The organism is Microbacterium sp. As-52 (assembly GCF_049949185.1).
GTDB lineage: Bacteria > Actinomycetota > Actinomycetes > Actinomycetales > Microbacteriaceae > Microbacterium > Microbacterium maritypicum_A.
The window spans coordinates 3,794,846-3,821,205 of record NZ_CP188171.1; the positions used below are offsets into that span (position 1 = coordinate 3,794,846).

27 protein-coding genes and 1 tRNA gene are annotated in these 26,360 nt (G+C 67.6%); 18 read left to right on the plus strand and 10 right to left on the minus strand.

The window, feature by feature from the left end; all coding sequences use genetic code 11:
- Positions 1-2: 2 nt before the first annotated feature.
- From ACLFA2_RS18310 to ACLFA2_RS18320, 3 genes are read left to right on the plus strand one after another with little or no spacing between them, the layout of a single operon-like run.
- The gene (locus ACLFA2_RS18310) at positions 3-1,151 is read left to right on the plus strand and encodes an acyl-CoA dehydrogenase family protein (RefSeq protein ID WP_426621774.1); all 1,149 of its coding nucleotides are present in this window, start codon (positions 3-5) and stop codon (positions 1,149-1,151) included.
- Between the two features lie 9 nt (positions 1,152-1,160).
- Positions 1,161-1,649 carry a MaoC family dehydratase gene (locus ACLFA2_RS18315; protein ID WP_426621775.1) on the plus strand — a complete coding sequence of 163 codons (489 nt, stop codon included), beginning with the start codon at positions 1,161-1,163 and terminating at the stop codon, positions 1,647-1,649.
- Positions 1,646-2,452 carry an HpcH/HpaI aldolase/citrate lyase family protein gene (locus ACLFA2_RS18320; RefSeq protein WP_426621776.1) on the plus strand — a complete coding sequence of 269 codons (807 nt, stop codon included), beginning with the start codon at positions 1,646-1,648 and terminating at the stop codon, positions 2,450-2,452. Before ACLFA2_RS18315 ends, ACLFA2_RS18320 begins: the two co-directional genes overlap by 4 nt.
- 64 nt (positions 2,453-2,516) lie before the next feature.
- On the opposite strand, the gene ACLFA2_RS18325 is transcribed toward ACLFA2_RS18320, so the two are convergent.
- Together ACLFA2_RS18325 and ACLFA2_RS18330 are read right to left on the minus strand one after the other, a co-directional pair.
- Positions 2,517-3,104 (minus strand): histidine phosphatase family protein, encoded by a 588-nt coding sequence (locus ACLFA2_RS18325; protein ID WP_021200546.1) that lies wholly within the window; start codon positions 3,102-3,104, stop codon positions 2,517-2,519.
- Positions 3,101-3,940 carry a Sir2 family NAD-dependent protein deacetylase gene (locus tag ACLFA2_RS18330; protein ID WP_021200547.1) on the minus strand — a complete coding sequence of 280 codons (840 nt, stop codon included), beginning with the start codon at positions 3,938-3,940 and terminating at the stop codon, positions 3,101-3,103. The genes ACLFA2_RS18325 and ACLFA2_RS18330 overlap by 4 nt, the downstream gene beginning before the upstream one ends.
- Before the next feature lie 115 nt (positions 3,941-4,055).
- Here ACLFA2_RS18330 and ACLFA2_RS18335 point away from each other — a divergent pair, with 115 nt between their 5' ends.
- A complete protein-coding gene (locus ACLFA2_RS18335; protein WP_029259212.1) occupies positions 4,056-4,856 on the plus strand; it encodes a TrmH family RNA methyltransferase in 801 nt (266 codons plus the stop codon).
- Between the two features lie 4 nt (positions 4,857-4,860).
- On the opposite strand, the gene ACLFA2_RS18340 is transcribed toward ACLFA2_RS18335, so the two are convergent.
- Positions 4,861-5,703 (minus strand): SGNH/GDSL hydrolase family protein, encoded by an 843-nt coding sequence (locus ACLFA2_RS18340; RefSeq protein ID WP_021200549.1) that lies wholly within the window; start codon positions 5,701-5,703, stop codon positions 4,861-4,863.
- Between the two features lie 147 nt (positions 5,704-5,850).
- Here ACLFA2_RS18340 and ACLFA2_RS18345 point away from each other — a divergent pair, with 147 nt between their 5' ends.
- The gene (locus tag ACLFA2_RS18345) at positions 5,851-7,593 is read left to right on the plus strand and encodes a DEAD/DEAH box helicase (RefSeq protein ID WP_021200550.1); all 1,743 of its coding nucleotides are present in this window, start codon (positions 5,851-5,853) and stop codon (positions 7,591-7,593) included.
- 145 nt (positions 7,594-7,738) lie between these two features.
- A complete protein-coding gene (locus ACLFA2_RS18350) occupies positions 7,739-8,836 on the plus strand; it encodes a VIT1/CCC1 family protein (protein WP_347125869.1) in 1,098 nt (365 codons plus the stop codon).
- Between the two features lie 266 nt (positions 8,837-9,102).
- Here ACLFA2_RS18350 and ACLFA2_RS18355 read toward each other — a convergent pair.
- Positions 9,103-9,185: transfer RNA gene (locus ACLFA2_RS18355), tRNA-Leu, on the minus strand.
- 111 nt (positions 9,186-9,296) lie between these two features.
- On the opposite strand from ACLFA2_RS18355, the gene ACLFA2_RS18360 reads away from it, so the two are divergent.
- On the plus strand, positions 9,297-10,592 hold the full coding sequence (locus tag ACLFA2_RS18360) for a M20/M25/M40 family metallo-hydrolase (RefSeq protein ID WP_029259215.1): 1,296 nt from the start codon (positions 9,297-9,299) through the stop codon (positions 10,590-10,592).
- 40 nt (positions 10,593-10,632) lie between these two features.
- A complete protein-coding gene (locus ACLFA2_RS18365) occupies positions 10,633-11,457 on the plus strand; it encodes an undecaprenyl-diphosphate phosphatase (protein WP_021200554.1) in 825 nt (274 codons plus the stop codon).
- Positions 11,458-11,464: 7 nt separating this feature from the next.
- Here ACLFA2_RS18365 and ACLFA2_RS18370 read toward each other — a convergent pair whose 3' ends face one another.
- Positions 11,465-12,313, minus strand: coding sequence for a PAC2 family protein (locus ACLFA2_RS18370; protein ID WP_292763436.1), 849 nt, complete (start codon positions 12,311-12,313; stop codon positions 11,465-11,467).
- A gap of 123 nt (positions 12,314-12,436) precedes the next feature.
- On the opposite strand from ACLFA2_RS18370, the gene ACLFA2_RS18375 reads away from it, so the two are divergent.
- Genes ACLFA2_RS18375 through lnt form a run of 9 tightly spaced genes read left to right on the plus strand, consistent with a single transcriptional unit; the run spans position 12,437 to position 22,099 of the window.
- A complete protein-coding gene (locus ACLFA2_RS18375; RefSeq protein WP_021200556.1) occupies positions 12,437-13,087 on the plus strand; it encodes an HAD family hydrolase in 651 nt (216 codons plus the stop codon).
- Entirely contained in the window at positions 13,084-14,103 is a 1,020-nt protein-coding gene (locus tag ACLFA2_RS18380; RefSeq protein WP_136024884.1) for a tRNA (adenine-N1)-methyltransferase, read from the plus strand. Before ACLFA2_RS18375 ends, ACLFA2_RS18380 begins: the two co-directional genes overlap by 4 nt.
- 10 nt (positions 14,104-14,113) lie before the next feature.
- Entirely contained in the window at positions 14,114-15,025 is a 912-nt protein-coding gene (locus ACLFA2_RS18385) for a hypothetical protein (RefSeq protein ID WP_136024885.1), read from the plus strand.
- Complete coding sequence (locus ACLFA2_RS18390) at positions 15,025-16,017, plus strand: helix-turn-helix transcriptional regulator (RefSeq protein WP_136024886.1); 993 nt, start codon at positions 15,025-15,027, stop codon at positions 16,015-16,017. The genes ACLFA2_RS18385 and ACLFA2_RS18390 overlap by 1 nt, the downstream gene beginning before the upstream one ends.
- On the plus strand, positions 16,014-16,997 hold the full coding sequence (locus ACLFA2_RS18395; protein WP_021200560.1) for a helix-turn-helix transcriptional regulator: 984 nt from the start codon (positions 16,014-16,016) through the stop codon (positions 16,995-16,997). The genes ACLFA2_RS18390 and ACLFA2_RS18395 overlap by 4 nt, the downstream gene beginning before the upstream one ends.
- A 44-nt stretch (positions 16,998-17,041) precedes the next feature.
- The gene (gene tatA / locus ACLFA2_RS18400; RefSeq protein WP_021200561.1) at positions 17,042-17,278 is read left to right on the plus strand and encodes a Sec-independent protein translocase subunit TatA; all 237 of its coding nucleotides are present in this window, start codon (positions 17,042-17,044) and stop codon (positions 17,276-17,278) included.
- 57 nt (positions 17,279-17,335) lie between these two features.
- A complete protein-coding gene (gene tatC / locus ACLFA2_RS18405; protein ID WP_029259222.1) occupies positions 17,336-18,094 on the plus strand; it encodes a twin-arginine translocase subunit TatC in 759 nt (252 codons plus the stop codon).
- Entirely contained in the window at positions 18,091-20,565 is a 2,475-nt protein-coding gene (locus ACLFA2_RS18410) for a DEAD/DEAH box helicase (RefSeq protein WP_167254124.1), read from the plus strand. Before tatC ends, ACLFA2_RS18410 begins: the two co-directional genes overlap by 4 nt.
- 1 nt (position 20,566) lies before the next feature.
- Positions 20,567-22,099 (plus strand): apolipoprotein N-acyltransferase, encoded by a 1,533-nt coding sequence (lnt, locus tag ACLFA2_RS18415; RefSeq protein WP_167254122.1) that lies wholly within the window; start codon positions 20,567-20,569, stop codon positions 22,097-22,099.
- Here lnt and ACLFA2_RS18420 read toward each other — a convergent pair.
- The 4 genes from ACLFA2_RS18420 to ACLFA2_RS18435 all read right to left on the minus strand — a co-directional run bounded on the left by ACLFA2_RS18420 (position 22,096) and on the right by ACLFA2_RS18435 (position 24,788).
- On the minus strand, positions 22,096-22,479 hold the full coding sequence (locus tag ACLFA2_RS18420) for an RNA polymerase-binding protein RbpA (RefSeq protein ID WP_021200565.1): 384 nt from the start codon (positions 22,477-22,479) through the stop codon (positions 22,096-22,098). The genes lnt and ACLFA2_RS18420 overlap by 4 nt on opposite strands.
- 124 nt (positions 22,480-22,603) lie before the next feature.
- Positions 22,604-23,380 carry a glycerophosphodiester phosphodiesterase family protein gene (locus ACLFA2_RS18425; protein ID WP_021200566.1) on the minus strand — a complete coding sequence of 259 codons (777 nt, stop codon included), beginning with the start codon at positions 23,378-23,380 and terminating at the stop codon, positions 22,604-22,606.
- Positions 23,377-24,306, minus strand: a complete 930-nt coding sequence (locus ACLFA2_RS18430; RefSeq protein ID WP_021200567.1) for an SPFH domain-containing protein — start codon at positions 24,304-24,306, stop codon at positions 23,377-23,379. The genes ACLFA2_RS18425 and ACLFA2_RS18430 overlap by 4 nt, the downstream gene beginning before the upstream one ends.
- An 8-nt stretch (positions 24,307-24,314) precedes the next feature.
- Positions 24,315-24,788 (minus strand): NfeD family protein, encoded by a 474-nt coding sequence (locus ACLFA2_RS18435; protein ID WP_021200568.1) that lies wholly within the window; start codon positions 24,786-24,788, stop codon positions 24,315-24,317.
- Positions 24,789-24,910: 122 nt separating this feature from the next.
- Between ACLFA2_RS18435 and ACLFA2_RS18440 the strand changes: the two genes are divergently transcribed.
- Positions 24,911-25,675, plus strand: coding sequence for an SDR family oxidoreductase (locus tag ACLFA2_RS18440; RefSeq protein ID WP_021200569.1), 765 nt, complete (start codon positions 24,911-24,913; stop codon positions 25,673-25,675).
- A 70-nt stretch (positions 25,676-25,745) separates the two neighbouring features.
- Here ACLFA2_RS18440 and ACLFA2_RS18445 read toward each other — a convergent pair whose 3' ends face one another.
- Complete coding sequence (locus ACLFA2_RS18445; RefSeq protein ID WP_021200570.1) at positions 25,746-26,342, minus strand: HdeD family acid-resistance protein; 597 nt, start codon at positions 26,340-26,342, stop codon at positions 25,746-25,748.
- Between the last annotated feature and the right edge of the window lie 18 nt (positions 26,343-26,360).

Sequence of the window (26,360 nt, forward strand, 5' to 3'; positions counted from 1 at the left end):
GCATGGAAGATCTGACCGCGGAGGAGCGCGAGCTCGCCGCCATGGTGCGGGAGTTCGCAGACACGGTCGTCGCGCCGCAGGCCTATGAGGCCGACCGCACCCATACGCTCTCGATGGACGTCGTGGCGCAGATGGGCGATCTCGGTCTGTTCGGCCTGCCGTTTCCCGAGGAGTACGGCGGACAGGGCGGCGACTACATGGCGCTCGGCATCGCGATCGAGGCGCTCGGCCGCGTGGATCAGTCCATCGCGATCACGCTCGAAGCAGGGGTCAGCCTCGGCGCCATGCCGATCTTCCGCTTCGGCACCGAGGAGCAGCGCCAGGAACTGCTGCCCGATCTGCTCGCCGGACGGGCGCTGGCGGGCTTCGGCCTCACCGAGCCGGAGGCGGGCAGCGACGCCGGCGCGACCAGGACCACGGCCCGACTCGACGGCGACGAGTGGGTGATCGACGGCTCCAAGCAGTTCATCACCAACTCCGGTACCCCGATCACGCGCTTCGTCACGGTCACCGCGGTGACCGGGAACGAGGACGGTCGCAAGGAGATCTCGACGATCATCGTGCCCAACGGCACCCCGGGATTCACGGTCGAGGCCCCCTACGACAAGGTGGGCTGGAACGCCTCCGACACGCATCCGCTGACTTTCGACGGGGCGCGGGTGCCCGCCTCGAACCTGCTCGGCACACGGGGGAGCGGCTTCCGCAGCTTCCTGAGCATCCTCGACGAAGGCCGCATCGCGATCGCAGCTCTCTCGACGGGGGCGGCGGAGGGCTGCCTGGAGGCGGCGGTGGACTACGCGAAGAGCCGCACGATCTTCGGCGCTGCGTTGAGCACGCGCCAGAATGCCCAGTTCACGCTGGCACGGATGCGCGCGCGGGTTCACACCGCTCGGCTCGCCTGGCATCACGCCGCGCGGTTGCGGGATGCCGGCAAGCCGTTCGCCGAAGCGGCGGCCATCGCGAAACTCGTCGGCGGAGAGGCCGCGATGGACAACGCCAGGGATGCGACGCAGATCTTCGGGGGAAACGGGTTCATGAACGAGTTCCCCGTCGGCCGTCATTACCGTGACTCCAAGATCCTCGAGATCGGCGAGGGCACCACCGAGGTGCAGCTCCTCGTCATCGCACGCGGACTCGGACTCGCCGGGTAGCGTGACGGTATGACCACGCACGACATCCTGCAGCGGGGGCTGTACTACGAGGAGTTCGCGGTCGACGGCCGCTACCTGCATCGCCCTGGGCGCACGGCGACCGAGGCCGACAACGTTCTCTTCACGACGCTCACGATGAATACGCAGGCGCTGCATCTCGACGCGGCCTTCGCCGAGGCCCAGGATCCGTTCCACGCGCGGCTGATGAACTCGATGTGGACGCTGTCGACGATGGTGGGATCATCGGTCGCGCAGCTGACCCAGGGAACTCTCGTCGCGCAGCTCGGTTTCGGCGAAGTGGCTTTCCCGCATCCGCTGTTCGCCGGCGACACGCTCTACACCGAGAGCGTCGTCGTGGAGAAACGGCTCTCCTCGTCCCGACCGGGGCAGGGAATCGTGAAGATCGCACACACCGGACGCAATCAGGACGGAACGGTGGTCGCCACTGCCGTGCGCTCGGTGTTGGTGCACTGCCTTTCGGAGGGTCCCGCCGCATGAGCTTCGACCTCGGCCCTGCTCTGCTGTTCTGCCCCGCCGATCGACCCGAGCGTTTCCAGAAGGCCGCCGAGCGCGCCGATGCGCTCATCCTCGACCTCGAGGATGCGGTGCTCCCGGATGCGAAGGACGCCGCGCGCAGGAATGTCGTCGAAGCCGATCTCGACCCCGGCCGCGTGATCGTGCGCGTGAATGCCGCGGACAGCGACGCCTTCGCCGCCGACCTCGCGATGCTGGCGAAGACGGACTTCCGCACCGTGATGGTGGCGAAGACGGAGAGCGCGGAGAGCCTCTCAGCGTTCGACGACCGTTACTCGCTGATCGCTCTGTGCGAGACCGCCCGTGGCGTGCACGCCGCAGACCGCATCGCCGCGCACCCACGGGTCACAGCGATGATGTGGGGGGCCGAGGATCTCGTGGCCTCCCTCGGTGGCACGTCGTCCCGGAATGCCGATGGGGGCTATCGCGACATCGCCCGCTATGCCCGCGCGCGCATCCTCCTCGAGGCTGGGGCCCGGGGCAAAGCCGCCATCGATGCCGTGCACATCGCCCTCGACGACGCCGAGGGCCTCGATCGCGAGGCGCGCGATGCTGCCGCGTCGGGCTTTCGCGCGACGGCATGCATCCATCCCAACCAGGTGGCGGCGATCCGGGCCGCCTACCGACCGGACGAGACGACCGTGGCATGGGCGCGTGCGGTCCTCCTCGCCGCAGCGGCAGAGCGCGGTGTATTCCGGTTCGAGGGACGGATGATCGACGAACCAGTGCTCCGGCACGCGCGCTCCGTCGTCTCTCGTGCCGGCTGATCGCCGCCTCGGCTGATCAGGGCAGCAGCTAATCAGGGCAGCAGCTGATCAGAGCAGCAGCTGATCAGAGGACCGGAGATTCCTCGAGCAGCCGAAGGTATCCGGGAGCTGCCACGAACCGATGCGCCGAGCCGTTCTGAAGGACCTGGCCGTCCCGGGGGAGGGTTCCGCCGGAGACGTGGTCGATCACGGCCCGGATCACTCCGCCATGGGCGACCACGATGACCGACTCCGCGCGAGGAGCGGACCGCCGGCGTGCGTCTCGGGCGATCTCGTGCAGCGCCGCGATGGCCCGTTCGCCGACCTCGTGCAGGGACTCGGCCCCGGGAACCTCCGCATGCCAATCCCCGTAGGTCCTGATGTAGTCCGGCACGAGCATGCCTTCGCCCTCGCCGAACTCGCGCTCACGGATGTCGGGGACGACTCCGGTGATCTCCAGCCCCAGCCGATCCGCGATGATCTCCGCCGTCTCCCTCGCTCTCAGCAGGGGGCTGGTGTAGACGGCATGATGCGTACCGGCAGCGAGCCTCTCCGCCGCCCACCGCGCGTCGTCGCGCCCCGTCTCGTTCAGCGGGATGTCGGTGGAGCCTTGGATGCGCTTGGCGAGGTTCCAGTCGGTCTGACCGTGGCGGACGAGGGTGAGGTGGGTCACGAGAGGAGTTCCTGGAGTGCGGGGAGCACGTCGCTGGTGCCGGCGGCGATGGTGAGGTGCGCCCAGGCATCCGCGCGCGTCGGCTCACGGTTGACGATGATCAAGGGGATGTTGCGGCGACGGGCGCGCTCGACGAGACGCACGCCGGAGTTGACGACCAGCGAGGAACCCGCGACGATCAGTGCGGTGCTGGAGCGCAGCAGCGACTCGGCGGCACGGAAGCGGTCCTGGGGAACGTATTCGCCGAAGAAGACCACATCCGGCTTGAGCGTCCCTGCGCACACCGTGCACACCGGGACGATGAACCCCTCCGTGCTCTCAGGCAGGACGTCGCCGTCGGGAGCGAGCGCGATGTTCTCCGGCACCGTGATCCAGGGGTTGAGCTCCTCGATCTGCACGGCGACATCGCGGCGGTCGAACACCTGACCGCACTTGAGGCAGAGCACGCGGCGCATCGTCCCGTGCACCTCGATCACGTGCGAGCTCCCGGCTCGCAGATGCAGACCGTCGACGTTCTGCGTGATGACTCCGGATACGGTGCCCCCGGTTTCGAGTTGCGCCAGCGCGATATGTCCCGGGTTCGGCTCAGCTCGGGCGAACGCGCGCCAACCGAGATGGCTCCCGACCCAGTACCGACGCCGCGCGGCCTCATCGCCCAAGAATGTCTGGATCGTCATCGGATCGCTGCGGGTCCTGGCGCCTTCACCGCGATAGGCGGGGATACCGGAATCGGTCGAGATACCGGCGCCGGTGAGAAGTGCGATGCGCTTCTCGCGCAGCAACTCGGCGGCGTGGGCGATGGTGGCCGACAGCTCGGCGGGATTCGACACGCTCACGGGACCTCCTCGAGCGAGTCTACGGTGCGGGGACGGACACGGCGCCCGCCGACGGGGCGTCAGCGCGAGAGACGCCGTGCGAGGCCTGCCCACGGACGATGGCAGAGTGGACATCGTGGAACTACTGCCTGTGACCGATGCCGACGACCCGCGTCTCGACGACTACCGCGGACTCACCGACACCGCGCTTCGTGCCCTGTCTGAGCCGTCGGGTGGTCTCTACATCGCGGAATCGACGAAGGTGATCGCCCGCGCGGTGGCGGCTGGACATCGTCCGCGTTCCGTACTGGTCCAGGAGCGCCGGGTGGAGGACATCCGGAGGATCGTCGGCGATCTCGATGTGCCCGTGTACGTGGTGCCGGACGAGATCGCCGAGACGGTGACCGGCTTCGCGGTGCACAGGGGGACGATCGCCTCGATGCACCGCCCCGAGCTGCCGTCGGTTCACGACGTGATCCAGGGGGCGACCCTCGTGCTCATCCTCGAGAACATCGGCGACCACACCAACGTCGGAGCGGCCTTCCGTGCGGCTGCCGGGCTGGGGGCTGACGCGGTGCTGGTGTCGCCAGGGGGCGCCGACCCGCTGTACCGTCGCAGTGTCCGCGTGAGCATGGGGACCGTGTTCCAGGTGCCGTGGACGCGTATCCCCGACTGGGATTCCGCCATCGCAGACCTTCACGCCGCGGGCTTCGACATCGCCGCCCTCGCGCTGCGTGACGACGCGGTGACGCTCGACACCTACGCCGCCGATCGTCCGGAACGCGTCGCACTCGTCATGGGCTCGGAGGGCGACGGCCTCTCGCGCGAGGCGATGGAGGGTGCAGACACCATCGTCACCATCCCGATGTCCGGCGGGGTCGACTCGCTCAACGTGGCATCCGCCGCCGCGGTCGCGCTCTGGTCGATGAAAGCCTGATCTCTCAGTCCCTCTCCGGAGGGGTCTGCTCGAATCGGAACACCGGCGAGGGCTCCGGACGCTTCGCCGCGAGGTTGTCTCCGGATGACTGGTGCCGCAACCTCCGGAGCACCCATGGCACCAGGTGCTCGCGTGCCCAGCCGAGGTCCTCGGCGCGCGCCTCTCGCCACGTCCGCAGCGGGAACGGCTCGGGCTGCATGGCCTCGAGGTCGTTCGGCACGTTCAGCGCGCGCAGCGCCATCCGTGCCACCTCGTGGTGACCGAGGGCGTTGTAGTGCAGGCGGTCGTCGTCGAAGAACCGCATGTCCTGCACGACCTTGAGCGCCCACTGATCGGCGACGATGCAGTCATGACGCTCGGCGATCGCGCGGACGTTCTCGTTGTAGATCGCGACCTTGCCGCGGAACGCCCGGAAAACCGGCGTGAAGGCGGTGTCGATCCCGGTGAAGAGGAGCACGGCCGCTCCCGTCGAGGCCAGTCGGGCCACGGCGTCTTCGAGCTGACTCGCGATGGCGTCCGGATCGGTCCCGGGGCGGATCACGTCGTTGCCGCCCGCACAGATCGACACCAGATCAGGGTGGAGCGCCACGGCCGGCTCGATCTGATCGGCGACGATCTGTGCGATGAGTTTTCCGCGGACGGCGAGATTCGCGTAGGCGAAGTCGTCCACCTGCGAGGCGAGCACCTCCGCGACGCGGTCGGCCCAGCCGCGGTGGCTGCCGGGATGTGCGGGATCCGGGTCGCCGATGCCCTCCGTGAACGAATCGCCGATCGCGACGAAACGACGCCACGGATGTGCGGTCTCGTTCGGAACGTAGGGGGTCCGAGTCGAATCCTGGTCGGTCATCCCGCTCTCCTTCACGAACATTCTGCCCGGCGGAGGTGACCGCTGCGCAGTGACAGAGCCTACTGCAGGCGCACGTCCGGGGGAGGGGCACGCGCGGGAACCGCGGCGAGTGATCCCGTGTCCCCGGCAGCGATTATCGTGGAGTCGATGCTCTCTCCGTCCTTTCCACAGCGTGCTCCTTGGGGCACCGCGAACAAGCTGCGCGCGTGGCAGCAGGAGGCCCTCGAACAGTACTTCGCCGCGGATCAGCGCGACTTCCTCGTGGCCGCCACCCCCGGTGCAGGGAAGACCACGTTCGCTCTCACCCTGGCGGTCGAACTCATGCGCATGGGCGAGGTCAACCGCATCATCGTGGTGGCTCCGACCGAGCATCTCAAGACGCAGTGGGCCGATGCCGCCGCGCGCGTGCACATCCGCCTCGACCCCCGCTTCCGCAACAGCGACTGGGCACCCGCCCGCCACTATCACGGCGCCGTCGTGACGTACGCGCAGGTCGCGGCGAAGTCCTCCGTGCACCGGCATCTCACGGAAGACGCGAAGACGCTGGTGATCCTCGACGAGGTCCACCACGGCGGTGATGCACTGAGCTGGGGCGACGCCATCCGCGATGCGTACGGTCCCGCCAAGCGGCGTCTCCTGCTCTCCGGAACCCCGTTCCGCAGCGACACGGCACCGATCCCGTTCGTCGAATACCACCCCGACGAATCCGGCGCGCGCATCTCTCGCACCGACTACAACTACGGCTACGGTCGTGCGCTGGCCGACGGCGTCGTCCGACCTGTCCTGTTCCACATGTATGCGGGCAAGATGCGGTGGCGCACGACGACGGGCGACGAACTCGAGACGCACCTGGGCCAGGACAACACGAAAGACGTGACTTCGCAGGCCTGGCGCACCGCGCTCGACCCCGAGGGCGACTGGATGCCGGCCGTGCTGTCGGCCGCAGACCGCCGCCTCACCGAGATCCGCCACCACGTCCCCGACGCCGGCGGTCTGGTGCTGGCGACCGATCAGACCGTCGCCCGGGCATACGCCAAGATCCTGCACAGCATCACGGGCCAGCAGGCCACGGTCGTGCTCTCCGACGACGCGACCGCATCGGAACGCATCGAGAAGTTCAGCGCGAACGACTCCCGGTGGATGGTGGCCGTGCGCATGGTGTCGGAGGGTGTCGACGTGCCGCGCCTCGCGGTGGGCGTGTACGCGACCTCCTCGTCGACTCCGCTGTTCTTCGCCCAAGCCATCGGTCGTTTCGTGCGGGCCCGACGCCGCGGTGAGGCCGCCAGCGTGTTCCTTCCGCAGGTCCCCGTGCTCATGGGGCTCGCGAACGAGATGGACAAGCAGCGTGACCACGCACTCGACCGGCAGTCGAAGGAGGACGACGGGCTGGAAGACTCCCTGCTCGAGAGCGCGAATCGCGAGGAGGAGACCTCGGACGCGCTGACGCAGGAGTTCAGCTATCAGGCGCTCTCGTCCGTCGCGCACTTCGATCGCGTGGTGTTCGAAGGTCAGGAGTTCGGACAGCTCGCAGAACCCGGCACACCGGAAGAGGAGGAGTTCATCGGATTCCCCGGTCTCCTCGAACCGGAACACGTCCACGAACTGCTCATGCAGCGTCAGTCCCGTCAATCGCGTCTGCGTGAAGCGCGAGAAGCCTCGACCGCACCGACCGAGACGACGACGCTGCCCCCGCCCCTGCATCGCACGCTCAAAGAGCAGCGACAGCTTCTGAACAGTCTCGTCGGACTCTACGCCCGGCAGAAGGGCGAGCCCCACGGCGCGGTGCATGCCGAGCTCCGACGGATCTGCGGAGGTCCGGCCGTCGCTCAGGCGACGGTGACCCAGCTGCAGTCGCGCATCGAGGTTCTCCGCAAACGCGTGCGTTCCTGAGGACCACAGGACCGCATGACGTCCGGCCGGTGCTTCGGATCCCCGAAATGCTGTCAATCCGCGCCTGAGCAGGGTTCCTGCGCGCCTTCAGAGCTAGCGTTGAACGGTTGCCCGCGCACCGGGCACCGTCTTTCCTGGAGGATCCATGACAGCCCCCGCCGCAGTCGAACCGACGCCAGCCGACCGCCGGCGCTGGGCGCGCTATCTCGTCGAGGAGCGTGCCGAAGGCGCCGTTTATCAGAAGCTCGCTGCACGACGAGAGGGGGAGGAGCGCGACATCCTGCTGAGTCTCGCTGACGCCGAACGCCGCCATGAGCAGCATTGGCTCGATCTTCTCGGCAGCGAGCCGAAGCGACTTCCCCGCGCCGGAGTGCGTTCGCGACTCCTCGGCTGGATGGCCGGTCGTTTCGGGTCCATCTTCGTCCTGGCTCTCGCCCAGAGCGCGGAGGCGCGTTCCCCCTACGATGCGGAGCAGTACGCCACCCCCGCGATGCGGGCCGACGAGAAGGTTCACTTCGAGGTCGTGCGCGGGCTCGCGGCACGCGGCCGCAGGCGCCTCTCCGGATCCTTCCGTGCAGCCGTCTTCGGAGCGAACGACGGCCTCGTGAGCAACCTGGCGCTCGTCCTCGGCATCGGCGCGACAGGGGTGAGCTCCGGTTTCGTGCTCTTCAGCGGCATCGCTGGTCTTCTGGCCGGAGCGCTGTCCATGGGGGCGGGGGAGTTCGTCTCCGTACGATCCCAGCGCGAGCTGCTCGCAGCCACCGAGGCGAACGAAGACGCCCATGCGTCGGCCGGCGATCTCGACATCGACGAGAACGAGCTCGCGCTCGTCTACCGCGCACGGGGCATGGAGCAGGAGGAATCGCTGGCGCGCGCCCGGCGCATCGTGAGCGCAGCCCAGGCCGGGGCGCGCCGGGCCGCGACCGGTCCGGTCGACATCCAGGGCGGCGACGCACACGAGATCGTCGGCAGCGATTGGACGGCCGCGATCTCGAGCTTCCTCCTCTTCGCCTCCGGGGCGATCATTCCGGTGCTGCCCTGGATATTCGGCCTGGAGGGAACGACGGCCGTCGTCGTCGCACTCGTGCTCGTCGGCATCGCGCTCCTGAGCACCGGCGCGATGGTGGGCGTGCTCTCGGGCGGCCCGCCCCTGCGCCGCGCCCTGCGCCAACTCGCCATCGGCTTCGGCGCAGCCGCCATCACCTACCTGCTGGGCCTTCTCTTCGGAGTCAGCGCGGCGTGACCGGCAGCGACTCCTGTTCCTGCGATCGCGTGATCGCCGGAACAGGATAGCGGCCCTCGACGACGACGGAGGCGGGCTCGTACATCCGCATCACCGGACGGAGTTCTCCCGATGGAGCGGAGCCCGGTAGCTCCGGATCAAGGCGCGGCGTGTATCTCCGCTCTCCGGTGAGCTGTTCCCCGCGTCGTCGACGCACACGACGTCGGTCGTCCACACGACAACAAAGAAGGCCCCGGATCCAGGGATCCGGGGCCTTCTTCTTCCTGTGCGCGGAGGGGGACTTGAACCCCCACGCCCTTACGGGCACTACGACCTCAACGTAGCGCGTCTACCATTCCGCCACCCGCGCAGGTGTTGGATGATCGTTGCCGACCGAAGAATGACATTACCACGTCCCCAGCGGCCTCTCGAACCGAGGCGCACGCCCGGGCGTGGCGCGCGCTTTCGATAGCCTGGACCCATGACCGATCCGTCTCTTCCGGAGGTCGTCCGCATCGCGAGCGACCTGATCCGCTTCGACACCTCCAACTTCGGCGGGGGCAACGCGAAGGGCGAGCGCGAGGCCGCGCAATATGTCGGTGCCTACCTGGAGGGGCTCGGGCTCGCGGTCGAGTACTACGAGCCGATCCCGCGCCGCACGAACGTGATGGCGAGGGTGCCGGGGCGTGACAGGGACAAGCCCGCGCTCGTCGTGCACGGCCATCTCGACGTCGTTCCCGCCATGGCGGAGGACTGGAGCGTCGACCCGTTCGCCGGCCTCGTGCGGGACGGAATGCTGTGGGGCCGTGGAGCCGTCGACATGAAGAACATGAATGCCATGATCCTCACGTCGGTGGCCGAGATCCTGCGCGCAGGCGAGCAACCGGAACGCGATCTCGTGCTGGCCTTCTTCGCCGACGAGGAGAACGGCGGTGTCGAGGGGTCAGCGCTCGTCGTGCAGAACCGCCCGGAGTGGTTCGAGGGCGCGACGGCCGCCATCAGCGAGGTCGGCGGCTACTCGATCACCGTCGATGACCGACGGGCCTATCTGCTGCAGGTGGGGGAGAAGGCCCTGATCTGGATACGGCTCGTCGCGAAGGGCCGCGCGGGCCACGGAAGCCGCCTGCACGACGACAACGCCGTCACGAAGCTCGCTGAAGCGGTCGCGGCGATCGGGCGCACCCGGTGGCCGATCCGTCTGACGTCGACGACCAGGGCCCTGCTGGAGGGCCTGAGCGACCTGACCGGGCGCAGCGTCGACGACCCCGATGCCCTCGCCGCAGCCGCGGGACCGGCCGAGGCCTTCCTGCGGTCCTCGTTCCGCACGACGACGAACCCGACAGCGCTGGCAGCGGGCTACAAGCACAATGTGATCCCGGAGCGCGCCGAGGCGCTGATCGACGTACGGGTGATCCCCGGGACCGAGGACGACGTCCTCGCCGAGCTGCAGCAGATCGTCGGAGACGAGATCGTCATCGAGACGGTCGTCCGCGACATCGGGATGGAGACGCCGTTCGAGGGCGAGCTCGTGGAGGCGATGGTCGCCAGCATCGGCCGCCACGACCCGGGGGTTCCGGTCATCCCGTATCTGCTCGGTGCCGGCACGGACAACAAGGCACTGGCATACCTGGGCATCACCGGCTACGGCTTCGCGCCGCTCAGGCTGCCTGCCGACCTCGACTTCACAGGCATGTTCCACGGAGTCGATGAGCGAGTACCCGTAGAATCGCTTGTCTTCGGCCAGCAGGTTCTGACCGATCTGCTGCGCACGTACTGAGCGCCGCGCGCTCCGTGCCTCCCTGAACTGAAAGCTCTCCATGCACCTGCTCGAAGCACTGATCCTCGGCATCGTCCAGGGACTCACCGAATTCCTTCCGATCTCCTCCAGCGCTCACCTGCGCATCCTCGGAACGTTCCTCCCCTCGGGTGAGGACCCGGGGGCCGCGTTCACCGCGATCACACAGATCGGTACCGAGGCCGCCGTCGTGGTGTTCTTCTGGCGCGACATCGTGCGCATCGTCACGCAGTGGTTCCGGTCTCTCGTCGGCAAGGCGCCGCGCAACGATCCGGACGCCAGGATGGGCTGGTTGATCATCATCGGCAGCATCCCGATCGTGGTCCTCGGGCTCCTTTTCCAGGATCAGATCGAGACCGTGCTCCGATCGATGTGGATCGTCGCCGTCATGCTGATCGTGTTCGGCATCCTGCTCGGCGTCGCCGACTACGTGGGAGCGAAGCGCCGAAAGCTCGATGACCTCACCTACCCGCACGGCATCGCCTTCGGTTTCGCGCAGGCGCTGGCGTTGATCCCCGGGGTCTCCCGCTCGGGCGGCACGATCACGATGGGCCTGTTCCTCGGATACGAGCGTGCGGCTGCAGCGCGCTACGCCTTCCTGCTGGCGATCCCCGCCGTCTTCGGCAGCGGCTTCTACCAGGTGTTCAAGAGCTGGGACGAGCCGTCGTTCTTCTCGTTCGGCGACACCCTCGCCGCGACGGGAATCGCCTTCGTGGTGGCACTGGGCGTGATCGCGTTCTTCATGAACTGGATCTCGAAGCGCAGCTTCCTGCCGTTCGTCATCTACCGCATCCTGCTCGGCACCGTCCTGCTGGTCCTTCTCGGCACCGGCGTGATCGCCGCCTGACCCGCGCTCAGCGCTTGCGGTCGCCCGGACCGTCGTCGCGGCGGCGCAGGTAGCGCTCGAATGCCTGGGCGATCGCATCGCCCGACGCCTCGGGGGAGTCCCACGTGTCACGGGTGCGCTCGAGCTGGCGGATGTACTCCGCCATGTCCTCGTCCTCCGATGCGGCGGCATCGATCGACGCCTCCCAGGCGGCGGCCTCCGTGCGCAACGCCGTGCGATCCACATCCACTCCGGTGAGCTCCTCGAGACGGTCGAGGAGGGCGAGCGTGACCTTCGGCGAGGGTGTCGCCGAAGCGACGTAGTGTGGCACGCTCGCCCACAGGCTCGCGGTGGGGATGCCGGCGTTCTCCGCGAAGTGCTCGAAGACGGTGAGGATCCCCACGGGGCCCTCATACAGCGAGCGTTCCAGACCATGTGCCTCGCGCACCTGCTCGTTCTGGCTGGAGGCGAAGATCGAGATCGGCCGTGTGTGCGGAACGTCGGACAGCATGGCGCCGAGGGTGACGAGACCGGTGATGTCGTCGCGCAGAGCGATGTCGATGAACTCGGAGGCGAACGCCTGCCAGGTGCGCGCCGGCTCGGCTCCGGTGAGAAGCCAGAACTCCGGGCCCGGGCCGGGGTTACGAGGACGCCACAGACCTGCTTCCGGCCAGGTGAGCTGACGACGGCCTTCCGCATCCATCCGCGTCGACGGACGCGTGTACTGGTAGTCGAAGTACAGCTCGGGGTCGACGGAATGCACGAGATCGTATTCCGACGAGGAGCGCAGCGCCTCGATGGCGCTGCTCGCCGCTTCACCCGCGTCATTCCAGCCGTCGAAGGCGGCGATGACGATGCGCGGACCGAGAACATCCATCGAGGGCTCCCTTCGAGATCGCGGTCGTGATCCTTCCAGGCTAGTCCGCGAAGGCGGGGAGCGGGCGGCACCACGGCTAGCATGGGTTCAGTGAGCAGAAAGCCCAGCGCGGTCCTATGGGACATGGACGGAACACTCGTCGACACCGAACCGTATTGGATGGCGGCCGAGACAGCACTGGTCGAGTCCTTCGGCGGATCCTGGACCCACGAAGACGCTCTGCAGCTCGTCGGCAGCGGATTGATCGACAGCGCGGTGATCCTTCAGAATGCCGGAGTCGCCATGGAAGCCGAGGCGATCGTCTCCCACCTGACCGACGTCGTGCAGGAATCGCTCCGCACGCAGGGCGTCCCGTTCCGTCCCGGCGCGCGCGAACTGCTCCGGGATCTCCGGGCGGCGGGCATCCCGACCGGGCTCGTGACGATGTCGCTGCGTCGGATGGCTCTGAACGTCGTGGATCTGATCGATTTCGAGGCCTTCGACATCGTCGTCGCGGGGGATGACGTCGACAACCCCAAGCCGCACCCCGAGCCGTATCTACAGGCCGCAGCCCTCCTCGATGTCGACATCGCCGAGGTGATCGTCATCGAGGACTCGCCCACCGGTGTCCGTGCCGGCCTCGCCTCCGGAGCGCTGACGCTCGCCGTTCCGCACATCGTCCCGCTGGATCACCTCGGGGCGCACGAACTGTGGCCGACGCTCGCCGGCCGGGGAGCCGCCGACCTCACCGATCTCTATGACAGCAGCACCGCCTCGACAGGAGCGACCCGATGACCGACTCCCGAGCTCCGCGGCCCAGCGGGCCGTTCCGCGCCGGCGATCGCGTGCAGCTGACCGGTCCGAAAGGCCGTCTGCACACCGTGACGCTCCGCGAGGACGGCGAGCTCCACACGCACCAGGGCGTGCTCCGCCATCGCGACCTGATCGGGCTGCCCGACGGCTCCGTCGTCGCCAACAGCTCGGGACACGACTACCTGGCGTTGCGTCCGCTGCTGCGCGACTTCGCGATGTCGATGCCCCGCGGCGCCGCGATCGTATACCCCAAGGACGCGGCGCAGATCGTGATGCAGGCAGACATCTTCCCTGGGTCGGTGGTCGTAGAGGCCGGGGTCGGTTCCGGCGCGCTCTCGCTCTCGCTCCTGCGTGCGGTGGGTCCGGCGGGAAGGCTCATCTCGTTCGAGCGCCGTGAAGATTTCGCCGATGTGGCGCGCGGCAACGTCGAGACGTTCTTCGGCGAGCACCCGGACACCTGGCGGGTCGTCGTCGGCGATCTCGTCAAGGCGTTGCCGACGGAGACCGCTCCGGCCTCCGTCGACCGCGTCGTGCTCGACATGCTGGCGCCGTGGGAGTGCATGGATGCCGTCGCTGAGGCCCTCACCCCTGGCGGGGTCGTGCTCTGCTACGTGGCGACCGCGACGCAGCTCTCCCGGGTGGCCGAGTACATCCGTGGCACGGGGCTCTTCACCGATCCCGATGCCTCCGAAACGATGGTCCGCGGCTGGCACGTCGAGGGTCTCGCCGTGCGGCCGGATCACCGGATGGTCGCGCACACGGGATTCCTCCTCACCGCACGTCGACTCGCACCGGGCGCCATCGCGCCCTCGGTGAAGCGGCGGGCGTCCAAGAGCAGCTACGGCGACGAAGACGTGGAGGCGTGGACCCCCGGCGCCGTCGGCGACCGCGAGATCAGCGACAAGAACCTGCGCAAGCGCGCGCGGGAGGCGGAGAAGGCCGCCGAGGGGGCGCGCCTGGCCGCCGCATCGCGCGATTCCGGGCACGCGACGGAATAGACTGGAGCGCGTGCGTAAAACGTCCGCCGTTCTGGCCTCTCTCAGCCTTGCCGTCCTCGCCCTCACAGGGTGCACCGCGACCGCATCCGACGGTGTCGCCGCTTGCGATCGCGGGGGCAACGACAAGATCCTGAACGTCGCCGACGTGAGTGGTGACCTCGGCTCTGTCCCAGACGTCACCGTCTTCGGGCCGGTGAAGAGCGACAAGACCTCGTTCGCCGACGTCACGGTCGGCGACGGGCTCGCGCTGGGCTCGGACTTCCAGCCGGTGGTGCTGGACATCGCCTTCTACGGCGGCGACAGCGGCAAGAAGCTCTATCAGTCCGAGTTCAACGGCGACCAGAGCCGCGTCCACAGCATCGACTACTGGGCGCAGCGTTCCGCGGGGCTCTCGGACGTGCTCGAATGCGCGACCGAGGGCAGCCGCGTCCTCGCCGTCCTGACCCCCGAGGACTTCGGCGAGCAGAACGTCCAGGCGTTCGGCCTCGACAAGGGCGAGAACATCGTGGCCGTGATCGATGTGCTCGACGTCATGCCGTCGAAGGCCACGGGAGCGCTCCAGTTCAACGACGCACGCGGCATGCCGACGGTGGTGCGCGCTCCTGACGGAACTCCCGGCATCATCATCCCCGACGTTCCGGCGCCCACCGAGATCACCACCCAGACGCTCATCAAGGGGGACGGCCCGAAGGTGAAGAAGGGCGACATCGTCGTCTCGAACGTCATGGGCGTCGGCTGGGACGACAAGAAGGTCACGACGAGTTCCTGGGGCAAGGATGCCAGCGTCAGCGTTGCTGCAGAGCAACTCGTCGGCGCCACTGTCGGCTCTCAGCTCCTCGTCGTGTTCCCCGCGGCCGAAAACACTCCCGCGACCGCGATCGTCGTCGACATCCTGGGCGCAGTGACGGCGCCTGCGCCGTGATGGCCGCCCGGATCCCCGCGGAGGAGCGCCTGACGAATCTCGTCGTGGCGTTGATGGCCACGGAGATCGGGTTGACCAAGCAGCAGATCCTCGACAACGTCTCCGGCTATCGGCAACGCGCCGAAGCGGGCACCCGCTCGGACGCCCTGGAGAAGATGTTCGAGCGCGATAAGGACGAGCTGCGCTCGCTCGGCGTGCCCATCGAGACCATCGGGGACGCCGCGGACCCGAACGATCTCCGCGAAGCGCGGTACCGCATTCCGCAGGCGGAATACGATCTCCCCAGCGACATCGAGTTCTCGCCCGCCGAGCTGGCGGTGCTGCAACTCGCCGGCAGCGTGTGGAGCGCGGAGTCGGTCTCGGGCGACGCGCAGTCCGGCGTCCGCAAGATCCGAGCCCTCGGCATCGACGGCGACGAACCGATCATCGGGTTCGCGCCGCGCATCACGGCACGAGACGCCGCCTTCTCGCCGCTGCAGGATGCGATCGAGCGGTGCAAGGTGGTGACGTTCGAGTATCTGAAGCCCGGCGAGGACACGCCTCGTCGTCGGCGTATCCGCCCCTTGGCGCTGGTCGACTACGAGGCACGCTGGCATGTCTTCGGCATCGACGTCGACGTCGAAGAAGATCGCACTTTCCTCCTCAGCCGGGTCGTCGGCGACGTGCGCGTGAGCACGCAGAGCTTCGACCCCGCGCTGCGTGACGGGGCGGGGGATCGCGCCCTCGCCGGGTTGGAACGCGTCGCATCCGAGAACTCCGCGCTCCTGGAGGTCACGCCAGGGACGGAGGCCGCACTGCGCCTGGGACGACGGGCCACATCCGCCGCACAGGGGATCAACGTCCCCTTCGTCGACCTGCACATCCTCGCGGATGAACTCGCCTCGTACGGTCCGGAAGTCAGAGTGGTCGAACCCGCCCTGCTCCGGGAAGCGGTGATCTCGCGCCTTCGTGCCGTCGTGCGAGCCCACACCGACGTCGAGGAGGCGAAATGAGCGCGAAGGCGAAGCCCCTGCTCGCGGCTGATCGCGTGCGGGTCTATCTGACCCTCGTCCCCTACCTCCTCGAGCACGGGCAGGTCTCTCTCCAGGAGGCGGCGTCAGAATTCGGCGTGACTCCGCAGGAGATGCGGAGCATGGTCGAGAAGCTCACCGTCATCGGTCTGCCCGGGGAATCGGGCTACTGGCAGCAACCTCAGGAGATGTTCGACATCAACTGGGACCTGCTCGATCTGGACGACGTCATCGAGATCACCAACGACGTCGCTCTGCGTCGCGTCCCACGGTTCACCGCGCGTGAGGCTGCCGCGCTCCTGGCGGGTCTGCAGATGGTGGCTGCGGTGCCCGCCGTCTCCGATTCGGGCCTCGTCGCCGGCCTGATCTCCAAACTCTCTCGAGGCGCCGCGGATGCGCCCGCCGATGTAGTCGTCGCTCCGAGCGCCGTCGACGAGGTTCGCGAGGCGGTCGCCCGCGGGCTTCATGAGGGGGTCGCGATCTCCTTCACCTATCAGGCTCCCGACGCAGCCCCGACGACGCGCACGGTCGATCCGATGCAGATCCTCATCACCAACGGACAGTGGTACCTGCAGGGGTGGTGTCACCTCCGACAGGCGATGCGCACCTTCCATCTCGATCGGGTGAGCGCCCCGACGCTGACCGACATCCCGATCACCCATGCGGGCGATCAGGTTCCCGAGGCATTCGCAGGACTCGACGATGAGCGCGAGGTCACGGTTCGCGTCGCCGAGCGGTTGGCTCCGCTCCTGAACGGATTCCTTCCCCCCGGTGAGACCGAGGTGATCGACGGAGCCGTGACAGCGCGCCTCCATCTCGCCGACCCACGGGGCATCAAGCGGCTGGCTGCGCGCTTCGGCGGAGCGATGGAAGTCCTGGAACCCGGTGTCGCCCGCGCAGCGGCGAGGGACTGGGCTGCCTCGGGACTCGCCCTGTATCGCCAACCCGAAGCAAAGGTTTGATCTGTAGACTGGAGCGAACGCTCACCGACGACGGGAATCCTGACATGTTCGCTGGAATGCAAGGCTGGCACCTGCTTATCGTGCTCGCCGTGATCCTCCTCCTGTTCGGTGCTGCCAAGTTGCCGGCTCTCGCGAAGAGCATGGGACAGTCCGCGCGCGTGTTCAAGGGCGAGATGAAGGCGATGAAGGACGACGACGCCGCTCGCACCGATTCCGCAGCCGCCGAGCCGACCACGGTGAAGGACTCGGGCATCGACCCTGAGACCCCGCCCCGCGCCTGACCGGCCGTGGCAGCCATCGAACCGACCGTGATGCCGAAGGCGGATCGGGATCGACGGATGTCGCTGGGCGCGCATCTCGTCGAACTGCGCAAGCGCCTGATGTTCGCTGCGCTCGCGCTGCTCGTCGGCATGGTCGTCGCGTTCCTCATCGCCGACCCGATCATCAACTTCATCACCGAGCCGGTACGGATCATCGCCGAGAAGCGCGGAGACGACTTCAGCGCACTCAATTTCGGCACGGTGACGGCCGCGTTCGACATGCGCATGCGCATCGCCTTCTCCATCGGCATCTTCCTGTCGGCTCCGGTATGGCTGTGGCAGATCTGGGCGTTCATCATGCCCGGTCTCACCCGCAAGGAGGTCAGGTACACGATCGGTTTCGTCGTGGCCGCCGTTCCGCTGTTCTTCGCCGGCTGCTACCTCGGCGTCATGATCATGCCCCACATCATCGAACTGATGTGGAGCTTCACGCCCGCCGGGGCGACGAACCTCTACTCCGCCCAGGAGTACTACGACTTCATCTTCAAACTGATGATCGTGATCGGCATCTCGTTCGTATTGCCCGTGTTCCTGGTGGCACTCAACCTCGCAGGCGTCATGTCCGGACGGGCGATCCTCAAGGGATGGCGTGTCGCGATCATCATCGCCACGGTGTTCGCCGCGCTCGCGACGCCGGCGGCTGACGTCGTCAGCATGCTGATGCTCGCGGGCATCCTGATCGTCCTCTTCTTCGCCGCCGCAGGTCTCTCACTGATCTTCGACCGACGAAAGCGCAAACGCGACGAGGCATCAGGGCTTCTGCCGGATCCGGCATGAGTTCGCCTTCCGAGAGGTACGCCCGCGCGCAGGAAGCAGTGGAGCACCCGCAGTCGACGGCGTTCGCCGCACTGCAGAAGTTCCAGCTCGATCCCTTCCAGGTCGCCGGCTGTCACGCGCTCGAGAGCGGCCGGAGCGTGTTGGTCGCGGCGCCGACGGGCGCCGGGAAGACGATCGTCGGCGAATTCGCTATCCACCTCGCGATGCAGACCCCGAGTGACAAGGCGTTCTACACGACACCGATGAAGGCCCTCTCGAACCAGAAGTTCCGAGAACTGGTCGACGTCTATGGTGCCGACGACGTGGGACTCCTTACGGGCGACACGAACATCAACGGCAACGCACGGATCGTCGTGATGACGACCGAGGTCCTTCGCAACATGATCTACGCCGATTCCTCGGCCCTCCGCGACCTCCGCTACGTCATCATGGACGAAGTCCACTACCTCGCCGATCGGTTCCGGGGCGCGGTGTGGGAGGAGGTCATCATCCACCTCCCCGCCCGTGTCCGCCTCGTGTCGTTGAGTGCCACGGTGTCGAACGCGGAGGAGTTCGGCGACTGGCTCGACACCGTGCGCGGCGACACCGAGGTGATCGTCTCCGAGGTCCGTCCCGTGCCGCTCGAGCAGCACGTGCTCGTACGCGACGACCTCCTGCCGCTGTTCGACGACCGCGCTGGTCTCGCCACGGCGCAGGTGAACCAGGAGTTGATGCGGATCCGCTCGTCGACGGGCACGACCTACGAGAACAACCGCCAGGCGCAGTCCTATCGCAGCGACCGTCATGCCGGCCGTCAGGCGAAGCGGCCTCCGCGGGGAGGGCGTCGTCCGGTGCGTGCCGCCAATGCCCGCCGGATCGAGCGGATGGACCGCCCCGACGTCGTGCGGCTTCTGGAGCGGGCGAATCTGCTGCCGGCGATCTTCTTCATCTTCAGCCGCGTGGGGTGTGATGCCGCGGTGCAACAGGTGCGCCGCTCGGGGATCCGGCTCACCTCGAATGAGGAACGTGCCGAGATCCGGGCCATCGTCGAAGAGCGCACGCGCACGCTCCAGGAGGAGGACCTCGGCGTCCTCGGCTACTGGGAATGGCTCGACAATCTGGAGCGCGGAGTGGCGTCGCATCACGCGGGGCTGCTGCCCGCCTTCAAAGAGGTCGTCGAAGAGCTCTATCAGCGCAAGCTGGTCAAGGTCGTCTTCGCCACCGAGACGCTCGCGCTCGGGATCAACATGCCGGCACGCACCGTTGTGCTCGAGAAGATGGAGAAGTTCAACGGCGAGGCCCGGGTGGCCATCACCTCGGGGGAGTACACCCAGCTCACCGGGCGCGCAGGACGCAGAGGGATCGATGTCGAGGGTCACGCCGTCGTGCAGTGGACCGAGGGCATGGATCCACAGGCGGTCGCTGCACTCGCCTCCCGCCGCACCTACCCGTTGAACTCCAGCTTCCGCCCGACGTACAACATGGCCGTCAACCTGATCGACCTGTTCGGCAAGCCCAGGGCCCGTGAGATCCTGGAATCGTCGTTCGCCCAGTTCCAGGCCGACCGTGCCGTCGTCGGGCTGGCGCGGCAGGTGCGTGAGGCCGAGGAATCGCTGGCCGGCTATCAGAGCGCAATGGCGTGCGAACACGGCGACTTCCCCGAGTACGCGGCGATCCGACGCGAGCTGAGCGACCTCGAGAAGAAGAACCGTCAGGACTCGAACGCCCCGCGCGCGTCGCGCGACAAGCGCATGAAGCGCATCCAGACCCTGCGGACGCAGATGCAGCGTCACCCGTGCCATCGCTGTCCCGACCGCGAAGCGCACGCACGCTGGGCGGAGCGCTACTGGAAGTTGAAGCGTCAGACGGATCGCATCCGTCGCCAGATCGAGACACGCACCGGGACCGTCGCGCGGGTCTTCGACCGCGTCGTCGAGGTCCTGGAGACGCTCGATTATCTACGTGATGAGGACGGGGAGACCACGCTGACCGAGGCCGGACGGACCATGCGTCGCATCTACGGCGAACGTGACCTGCTCGTCGCGGAGTCCTTGCGTCAAGGCCTCTGGGCCGGCCTCGATGCTCCGTCCCTTGCAGCCATGGCGTGCTGTCTGGTGTACGAACCCCGCCGCGACGAGGCGAACACGGGGGAGAGGGGTCTACCGCGAGGGCCCTTCCGCGCGGCGTATGAGAAGACGACCACGCTCTGGGCCGAGCTCGACGACCTCGAGCAGGACCATCACCTCCCCGGAAGCGAGCCCCTGGCCGCAGGCCTGGCCGGCGCGATGCACTCCTGGGCGCGGGGCGGGATGCTCGACCGAGTGCTGGTCGATGCGGATATGGCGGCCGGGGACTTCGTGCGCTGGGCCAAGCAGACGATCGACCTGCTCGACCAGCTGTCGATCGTGGCCGAGGATGCGGCTCTCGCGCGTACGGCTCGTGCCGCGCTCGACGGGGTGCGTCGCGGCATCGTCGCCTACTCGTCGATGTGAGATGGACGGAATGACCGAGAAACCAGCGCCGCAGCGCGCCCTCCTGCCACTTTGGGCCGCTGTGCTCGCTGCCGCACTCGCCGCCCTGGTGATGGACCTGGCCTATCCTGAGGCCGCGATCTGGATTCTCGCCTTCCCCGCGACCGCGCTTCTGCTCGTCGCGCTGATCGGGCGCCGGTTCGGTGGGGCTCTGCTCGTCGGTCTCGTCTACGGCATCCTGTTCTTCGCGCTTCTCGTCTCCTGGACGTCGCGATACCTGGGACCTGTTCCCTGGGCCGCCCTCAGCGTGGTGGAAGGCGTACTGACCGCCGTCGCCCTGGTTCCGATCGCCCTCGCGTACCGTTGGATGCCGAAGGCCTTCCCCGGGACCGCAGGACGTCTCCTGGGGCTTCCCACGGTCATCGCCGCCCTTTGGGTCGCTCGGGAGCTGTTCATCGGCTCCTGGCCCTACGGGGGCTTCCCTTGGGCACGGATCGGCATGAGTCAGGCGGAGAGCCCTCTGGCATCCGTCACATCATGGGTCGGCGTCAGCGGTCTCAGTTTCCTGATGGTGCTCGTCGTCGCGATGCTGATCGAAGTCTTCCGACTGCGTGCATGGCGTGGTCCGCTCCTTCTGATCGCGCCCGCCGCCGTCCTCGCGGTGCTGCTGTTCACCCCGCTCTTCCCGACGTCCCCGAGCGGTTCCCTGCGCATCGCGGCGGTGCAGGGGAACGGTCCCACCGGGTACTTCGATGACCGCGAAGCGTTCGCCGTCATCCAGGCGCAGACCGAAGCCACGGCGCCTCTCTACGGCGAGGACGTCGATCTCCTCGTCTGGCCCGAAGGCTCACTGGACGGCGACCCCTTCCAGATCGACGCCCTCGCTCGACGGATGACGCTCGTCGCCAATCGGATCGATGCCCCGTTGCTGGCGAATGCGGCCACCGGGCGCGACGACCGCTTCTTCAACACCTCCATGCTCTGGAACGCCGATGGCACCGCGACGCAGCTGCACGACAAGCGTCACCCTGTCCCTTTCGGGGAGTACGTGCCCGACCGTGCCTTCTTCAACGCGCTCGCGCCCGATCTCATCGGGCTCATCCAGAGGGAGTACACGCCGGGGTCGAACCCCCCGATTATGGATGTCGGCGATGTGCGCGTCGGTCTCGCCATCTGTTTCGACGTGATCTACGACGACGTGATCTGGCAGGGACTGAACTCCGGTGCCGAGGTGCTGGTGTTCCAGACCAACAACGCCGACTTCCGCGGTACGGACGAGAACCTCCAGCAGCTCGCCTTCGCGCGGATGCGGGCGATCGAGACGGGCCGCAGCGTGGTGAACGTCTCCACGGTCGGCACCAGCCAGGTCATCCGCGCGGACGGCTCGACGGTCACCAGCCTGGACGCAGATGAGGCCGGAGCGATGCTCGAAGATGTCGAGCTACGGTCCGGCCTCACGGCGGGTGTCGTACTGGGCCCCTGGGTGCAGGCGATTCTGCTGTGGGGCGGTCTCGGCGCGCTCCTCGTCGGGTGGTGGCGCGCCAGGAGGCGCTAGGCGCCGATCTTCTCGCGGGTCGGGTCTTCGCCGGCACCGCGCCGGGCGCGGATGAAGGCGAGGCGCTCTTCGAGGAGCTCTTCGAGCTCGGCGCGGGTACGGCGCTCCAGGAGCATGTCCCAATGGGTGCGGGCGGCCTTCTCATCGCTGGCCTCGAGCGTGACGGCCTGACCGTCGACGTTCAAGCGCGCCTCGGCGCCGCACGCGCGGCACTCCCAGGTCTGGGGCGGCTCTGCATCCGCCGCGAACATCAGGTTCGTGACGTGGCCGCAAGTGTCACAGGTGTAGGTGGTCTCACGGCGCTCCATGAAAACGACGCCCTCTTCGCTCTGTAGGCTCTGGGCGCCGAGTCGGATGCCGCGCAGGCTGCGATCTGCCATTGTGTGGTCCTCTCGTCGCTGTCAGGTATAACGCTCCAGCCTGTGCGCTTCATCCACGCGCCCGCCTTCTCGGCGGAACTCACAGGTTAATCCCAGCGCCGGAGGTTATGGGGCGAGTCGGGAGTCAGTGGGGAGAGAGCGTCTTGAGAGCGAGATCCGCGCGATCGGAGACGATGCCGTCAGCTCCGAGGCCGACGAGTCGCCGCATGTCTTCGGGGTCGTTGACGGTCCACACATGAACCTCGACGCCGTGCCGGTGCGCCGCACGCAGGAGCGCGGGGGTCAGGACCTTCAGCGCGCCGTAACGCTCGGGAATCTGCAACGCGTCGATCTCGCGGAGCAGGCGGGCGGGGGAGAGGTGGAGTGCCGAGGCTCCCCGCAGGGAGGCGATCGTCCGGCTCCCTCCCGACGTCGCGGGACGGAGAGCGGCGCCGGCTCGCAGCACCGAGGCGAGGGCGGCACGGCGGTTCGCGTCGGAGAAGCTGGTCAGGAGGACGCGGTGGGTGTGATCGACCAGGATCGGGCCGAGGGGCTCGACGGCTGCGGCCGTCTTCACATCGATGTTGAAACGCACGTCCGGGAACGAAGCCAGCGCCTCCGACACCGTCAGGAGTCCGCCGTGGTCGGAGAAGAGCGTCCGCAGTTCGCGTGTGCGCACATCCTGGACCCTTCGGCTGTCGCCGATCAGGCGGGTCAGGGTCGTGTCGTGGAACAGCACCACATCGCCGTCTGCGGTGACCTGGCAGTCGGTCTCGATGTAGTCGACGCCCGCCGCGTGCGCGGCGGCGAAAGCCGCGGCAGAGTTCTCCCAGACGCCGGAGTCCTCGCCTGCCGCGGTGATCAGACCGCGGTGGGCGAGGACTCGGGGATGCCGCGTCTTCGAGAAGTACGGGTGCGTCACGCGCCCGGAAGCGTGTTCGTCGGGCCCTGGCCCGGCTTCGGGGTGAACGCACTGCCGATGCCTTTGAGCGCCTCGGTGAGTTCGCTCGGGATGATCCACAGCTTGTTGGACTGCCCCTCGCTGATCTTCGGCAGCATCTGCAGGTACTGGTAGGCGAGCAGCTTGTCATCCGGCTCGCCCTGGTGGATGGCGCTGAAGACGTTCTGAATCGCCTCGGCCTCACCCTGTGCGCGAAGCACAGCTGCCTGCTTGTCGCCCTCTGCCCGGAGGATCTCGGCCTGACGGGCACCCTCGGCCTCGAGGATCGCCGACTGCTTGGTTCCCTCGGCCGTGAGGATCGCGGCGCGTCGGTCACGCTCGGCGCGCATCTGCTTCTCCATGGAGTCCTGGATCGAGATGGGCGGGTCGATCGCCTTCAGCTCGACGCGGCCGACGCGGATTCCCCATTTGCCGGTGGCCTCGTCGAGCACGACGCGCAGCTGCCCATTGATGTTGTCGCGGCTCGTGAGTGCCTCTTCGAGGTTGAGGCCACCGACGACGTTGCGAAGAGTGGTGGTGGTCAGCTGTTCGACCGCACCGAGGTAGTTCGCGATCTCATAGGTGGCTGCGCGCGCGTCGGTGACCTGGAAGTAGACGACCGTGTCGATCGACACGACGAGGTTGTCCTCGGTGATGACCGGCTGCGGCGGGAAGGAGACGACCTGCTCGCGCATGTCGATCAGGGGGCGCAGGCGATCGATGAACGGGACGAGGACGTTCAGACCGGGGGTCAGCGTCTTGTGATAGCGCCCGAGGCGCTCGACGACCCCGGCCGTCGCCTGGGGGATGATGCGGATCGCACGGGCGACGGTGACCACCACGAAGATGATCACCGCGATCACGAGGATCCACAGGATCGCTGTGGGGATGAACGATGCGTCGTTCACGGGTTCTCCTAGTCGTTGACGGGACGGACGATGGCGGTCGCACCGTTGATCGCGGTCACGGCGATCGGAGCGCCCTGCGGGATCGGCACGGGCGTGGCGGTGCGAGCGGTCCAGGTGTCGCCGTTGGCGAGCTTGACCTGGCCGGAGATCTGAGTGATGTCGTGCAGCGCGATACCGCGCAGGTCGACGAGGGCGTCGACATTCGACTTGGTCGGATCTTCTCCGCGGCGCAGTCGCTTGAGGAGCGGGGGACGCAGGAAGAGGATGAACAGCGCGGCGGCGGCCGCGGCGATGATGACCTGCAGCCAGACCGGAACACCGATCAGGTCCGTGACCAGCCCCACGACGCTGCCGAAGCTCAGCATCAGGAAGGTGAAGTCCAGCGACAGCATCTCGATGACGAGGAAGACGGCGATCAGGACCAGCCAGCCGATCCATGCCCATTGGTCGATGAACGTGACGAATGTCGTGAAGTTGTCCATGCGGCCTCCTTTGTGGTCAACGTATCACGCGGGCACCGACGGATCAGGGTGCCACAGCGCGCGCTTGATAGTGTGGGAGGGCCGTGCGATCACGGCTTTTTCACGCATCATGAGGAGTCACCGTGACCGACGTTCTTCCCGCAGGATCCCTTGACGGCAAGGTCGCTCTTGTCACCGGTTCATCGCGGGGCATCGGCGCCGACACCGTGCGCTACCTCGCCGAGGCAGGCGCCGACGTCGTCATCAACTTCCGCAACAAGGCACCGCGTGCAGAGAAGCTCGCCGCCCAGCTCCGCGAGCTCGGCCGTCGCGCTCTCGTCGTCGGCGCGGACCTGACCGACCAGGCATCCGTCGCCGAGATGTTCGAGGCGATCCGCGCCGAATACGGGCGGCTCGACGTCCTCGTGCTCAACGCCTCCGGCGGCATGGAATCCGGCATGGCCGAGGACTACGCCCTCGCGCTGAACCGTGACGCCCAGCTCAACGTCCTGAACGCGGCGACGCCCCTGCTCGGAGACGGCGCGCGCGTCGTGTTCGTCACCAGCCACCAGGCGCACTTCATCCGGACCACGCCGACCATGCCGGAGTACGAACCGGTGGCACTCTCGAAGCGGGCGGGGGAAGACGCGCTCCGCGAGCTCATCCCCGGACTGACCGAGAAGGGGATCGGGTTCACCGTCGTCTCGGGCGACATGATCGAAGGAACGATCACGGCGACTCTGCTCGAGCGCGCGAACCCGGGCGCCATCGCCGAGCGCCGGGAATCGGCCGGCAAGCTCTACAACGTCTCGGAGTTCGCAGCCGAGGTCGCCAAGGCCGTCATCGACCCGGTACCGGCGGACAACACGCGCCTCGTCGGTGACGTGAGCGCCTTCGCCGCCGAGTAGCCAGGGCGCACAGATCGGCCCCGTCCTGCACGCTGCGGGACGGGGCCGTTCTGTTTTCAGACCGAGAGCATCAGCTCGTCGCTCCACCCTGCACGGCGGAGACGTATTCCTTCTCGTCTCGACCGAGCGTGATGGCGCGCACGATCTGGATGATTCCGAGCACGACCAGCGAGATGCCCAGCAGCAGCCAGAACGCGAAGCCGGCGATGAGCGGCGAGAACAACACGATGATTCCCGCGACGATGCTCAGGATCGCGTAGAGGACGGTCCAGACGCGCGAGCCGTCGCTGCCCAGCAGTGTGAGCGCGACGATCCCATCGACGATCCAGCTGACGCCGATGAAGATCACGACCACGAAGGCGAGCGTGGCGGCGGCGGCATTCAGGTTGAAGTACGCGATGACACCGGCAGCGATGTAGAGCAGGCCGAGGACGATGTGACCGACGCGCGCCCACCCGCCCTTCGCGCTCGAGAAGATGCCGAGTCCGACGTAGACGAGACCGGCGATGATGAGGTAGGTGGCGAAGATCGCCGTCACGATGACCGCGGACTTCACCGGCCAGACGAGGAGGACGATTCCGGCGAGCAGCGCCAGCACACCGGCGACGGCCAGCGTGACGCGGATCGACTTGAACAACGACTTGGCCTCCGTGAGTGGTTCAGACATGGTGGGGACCCCTTTCTG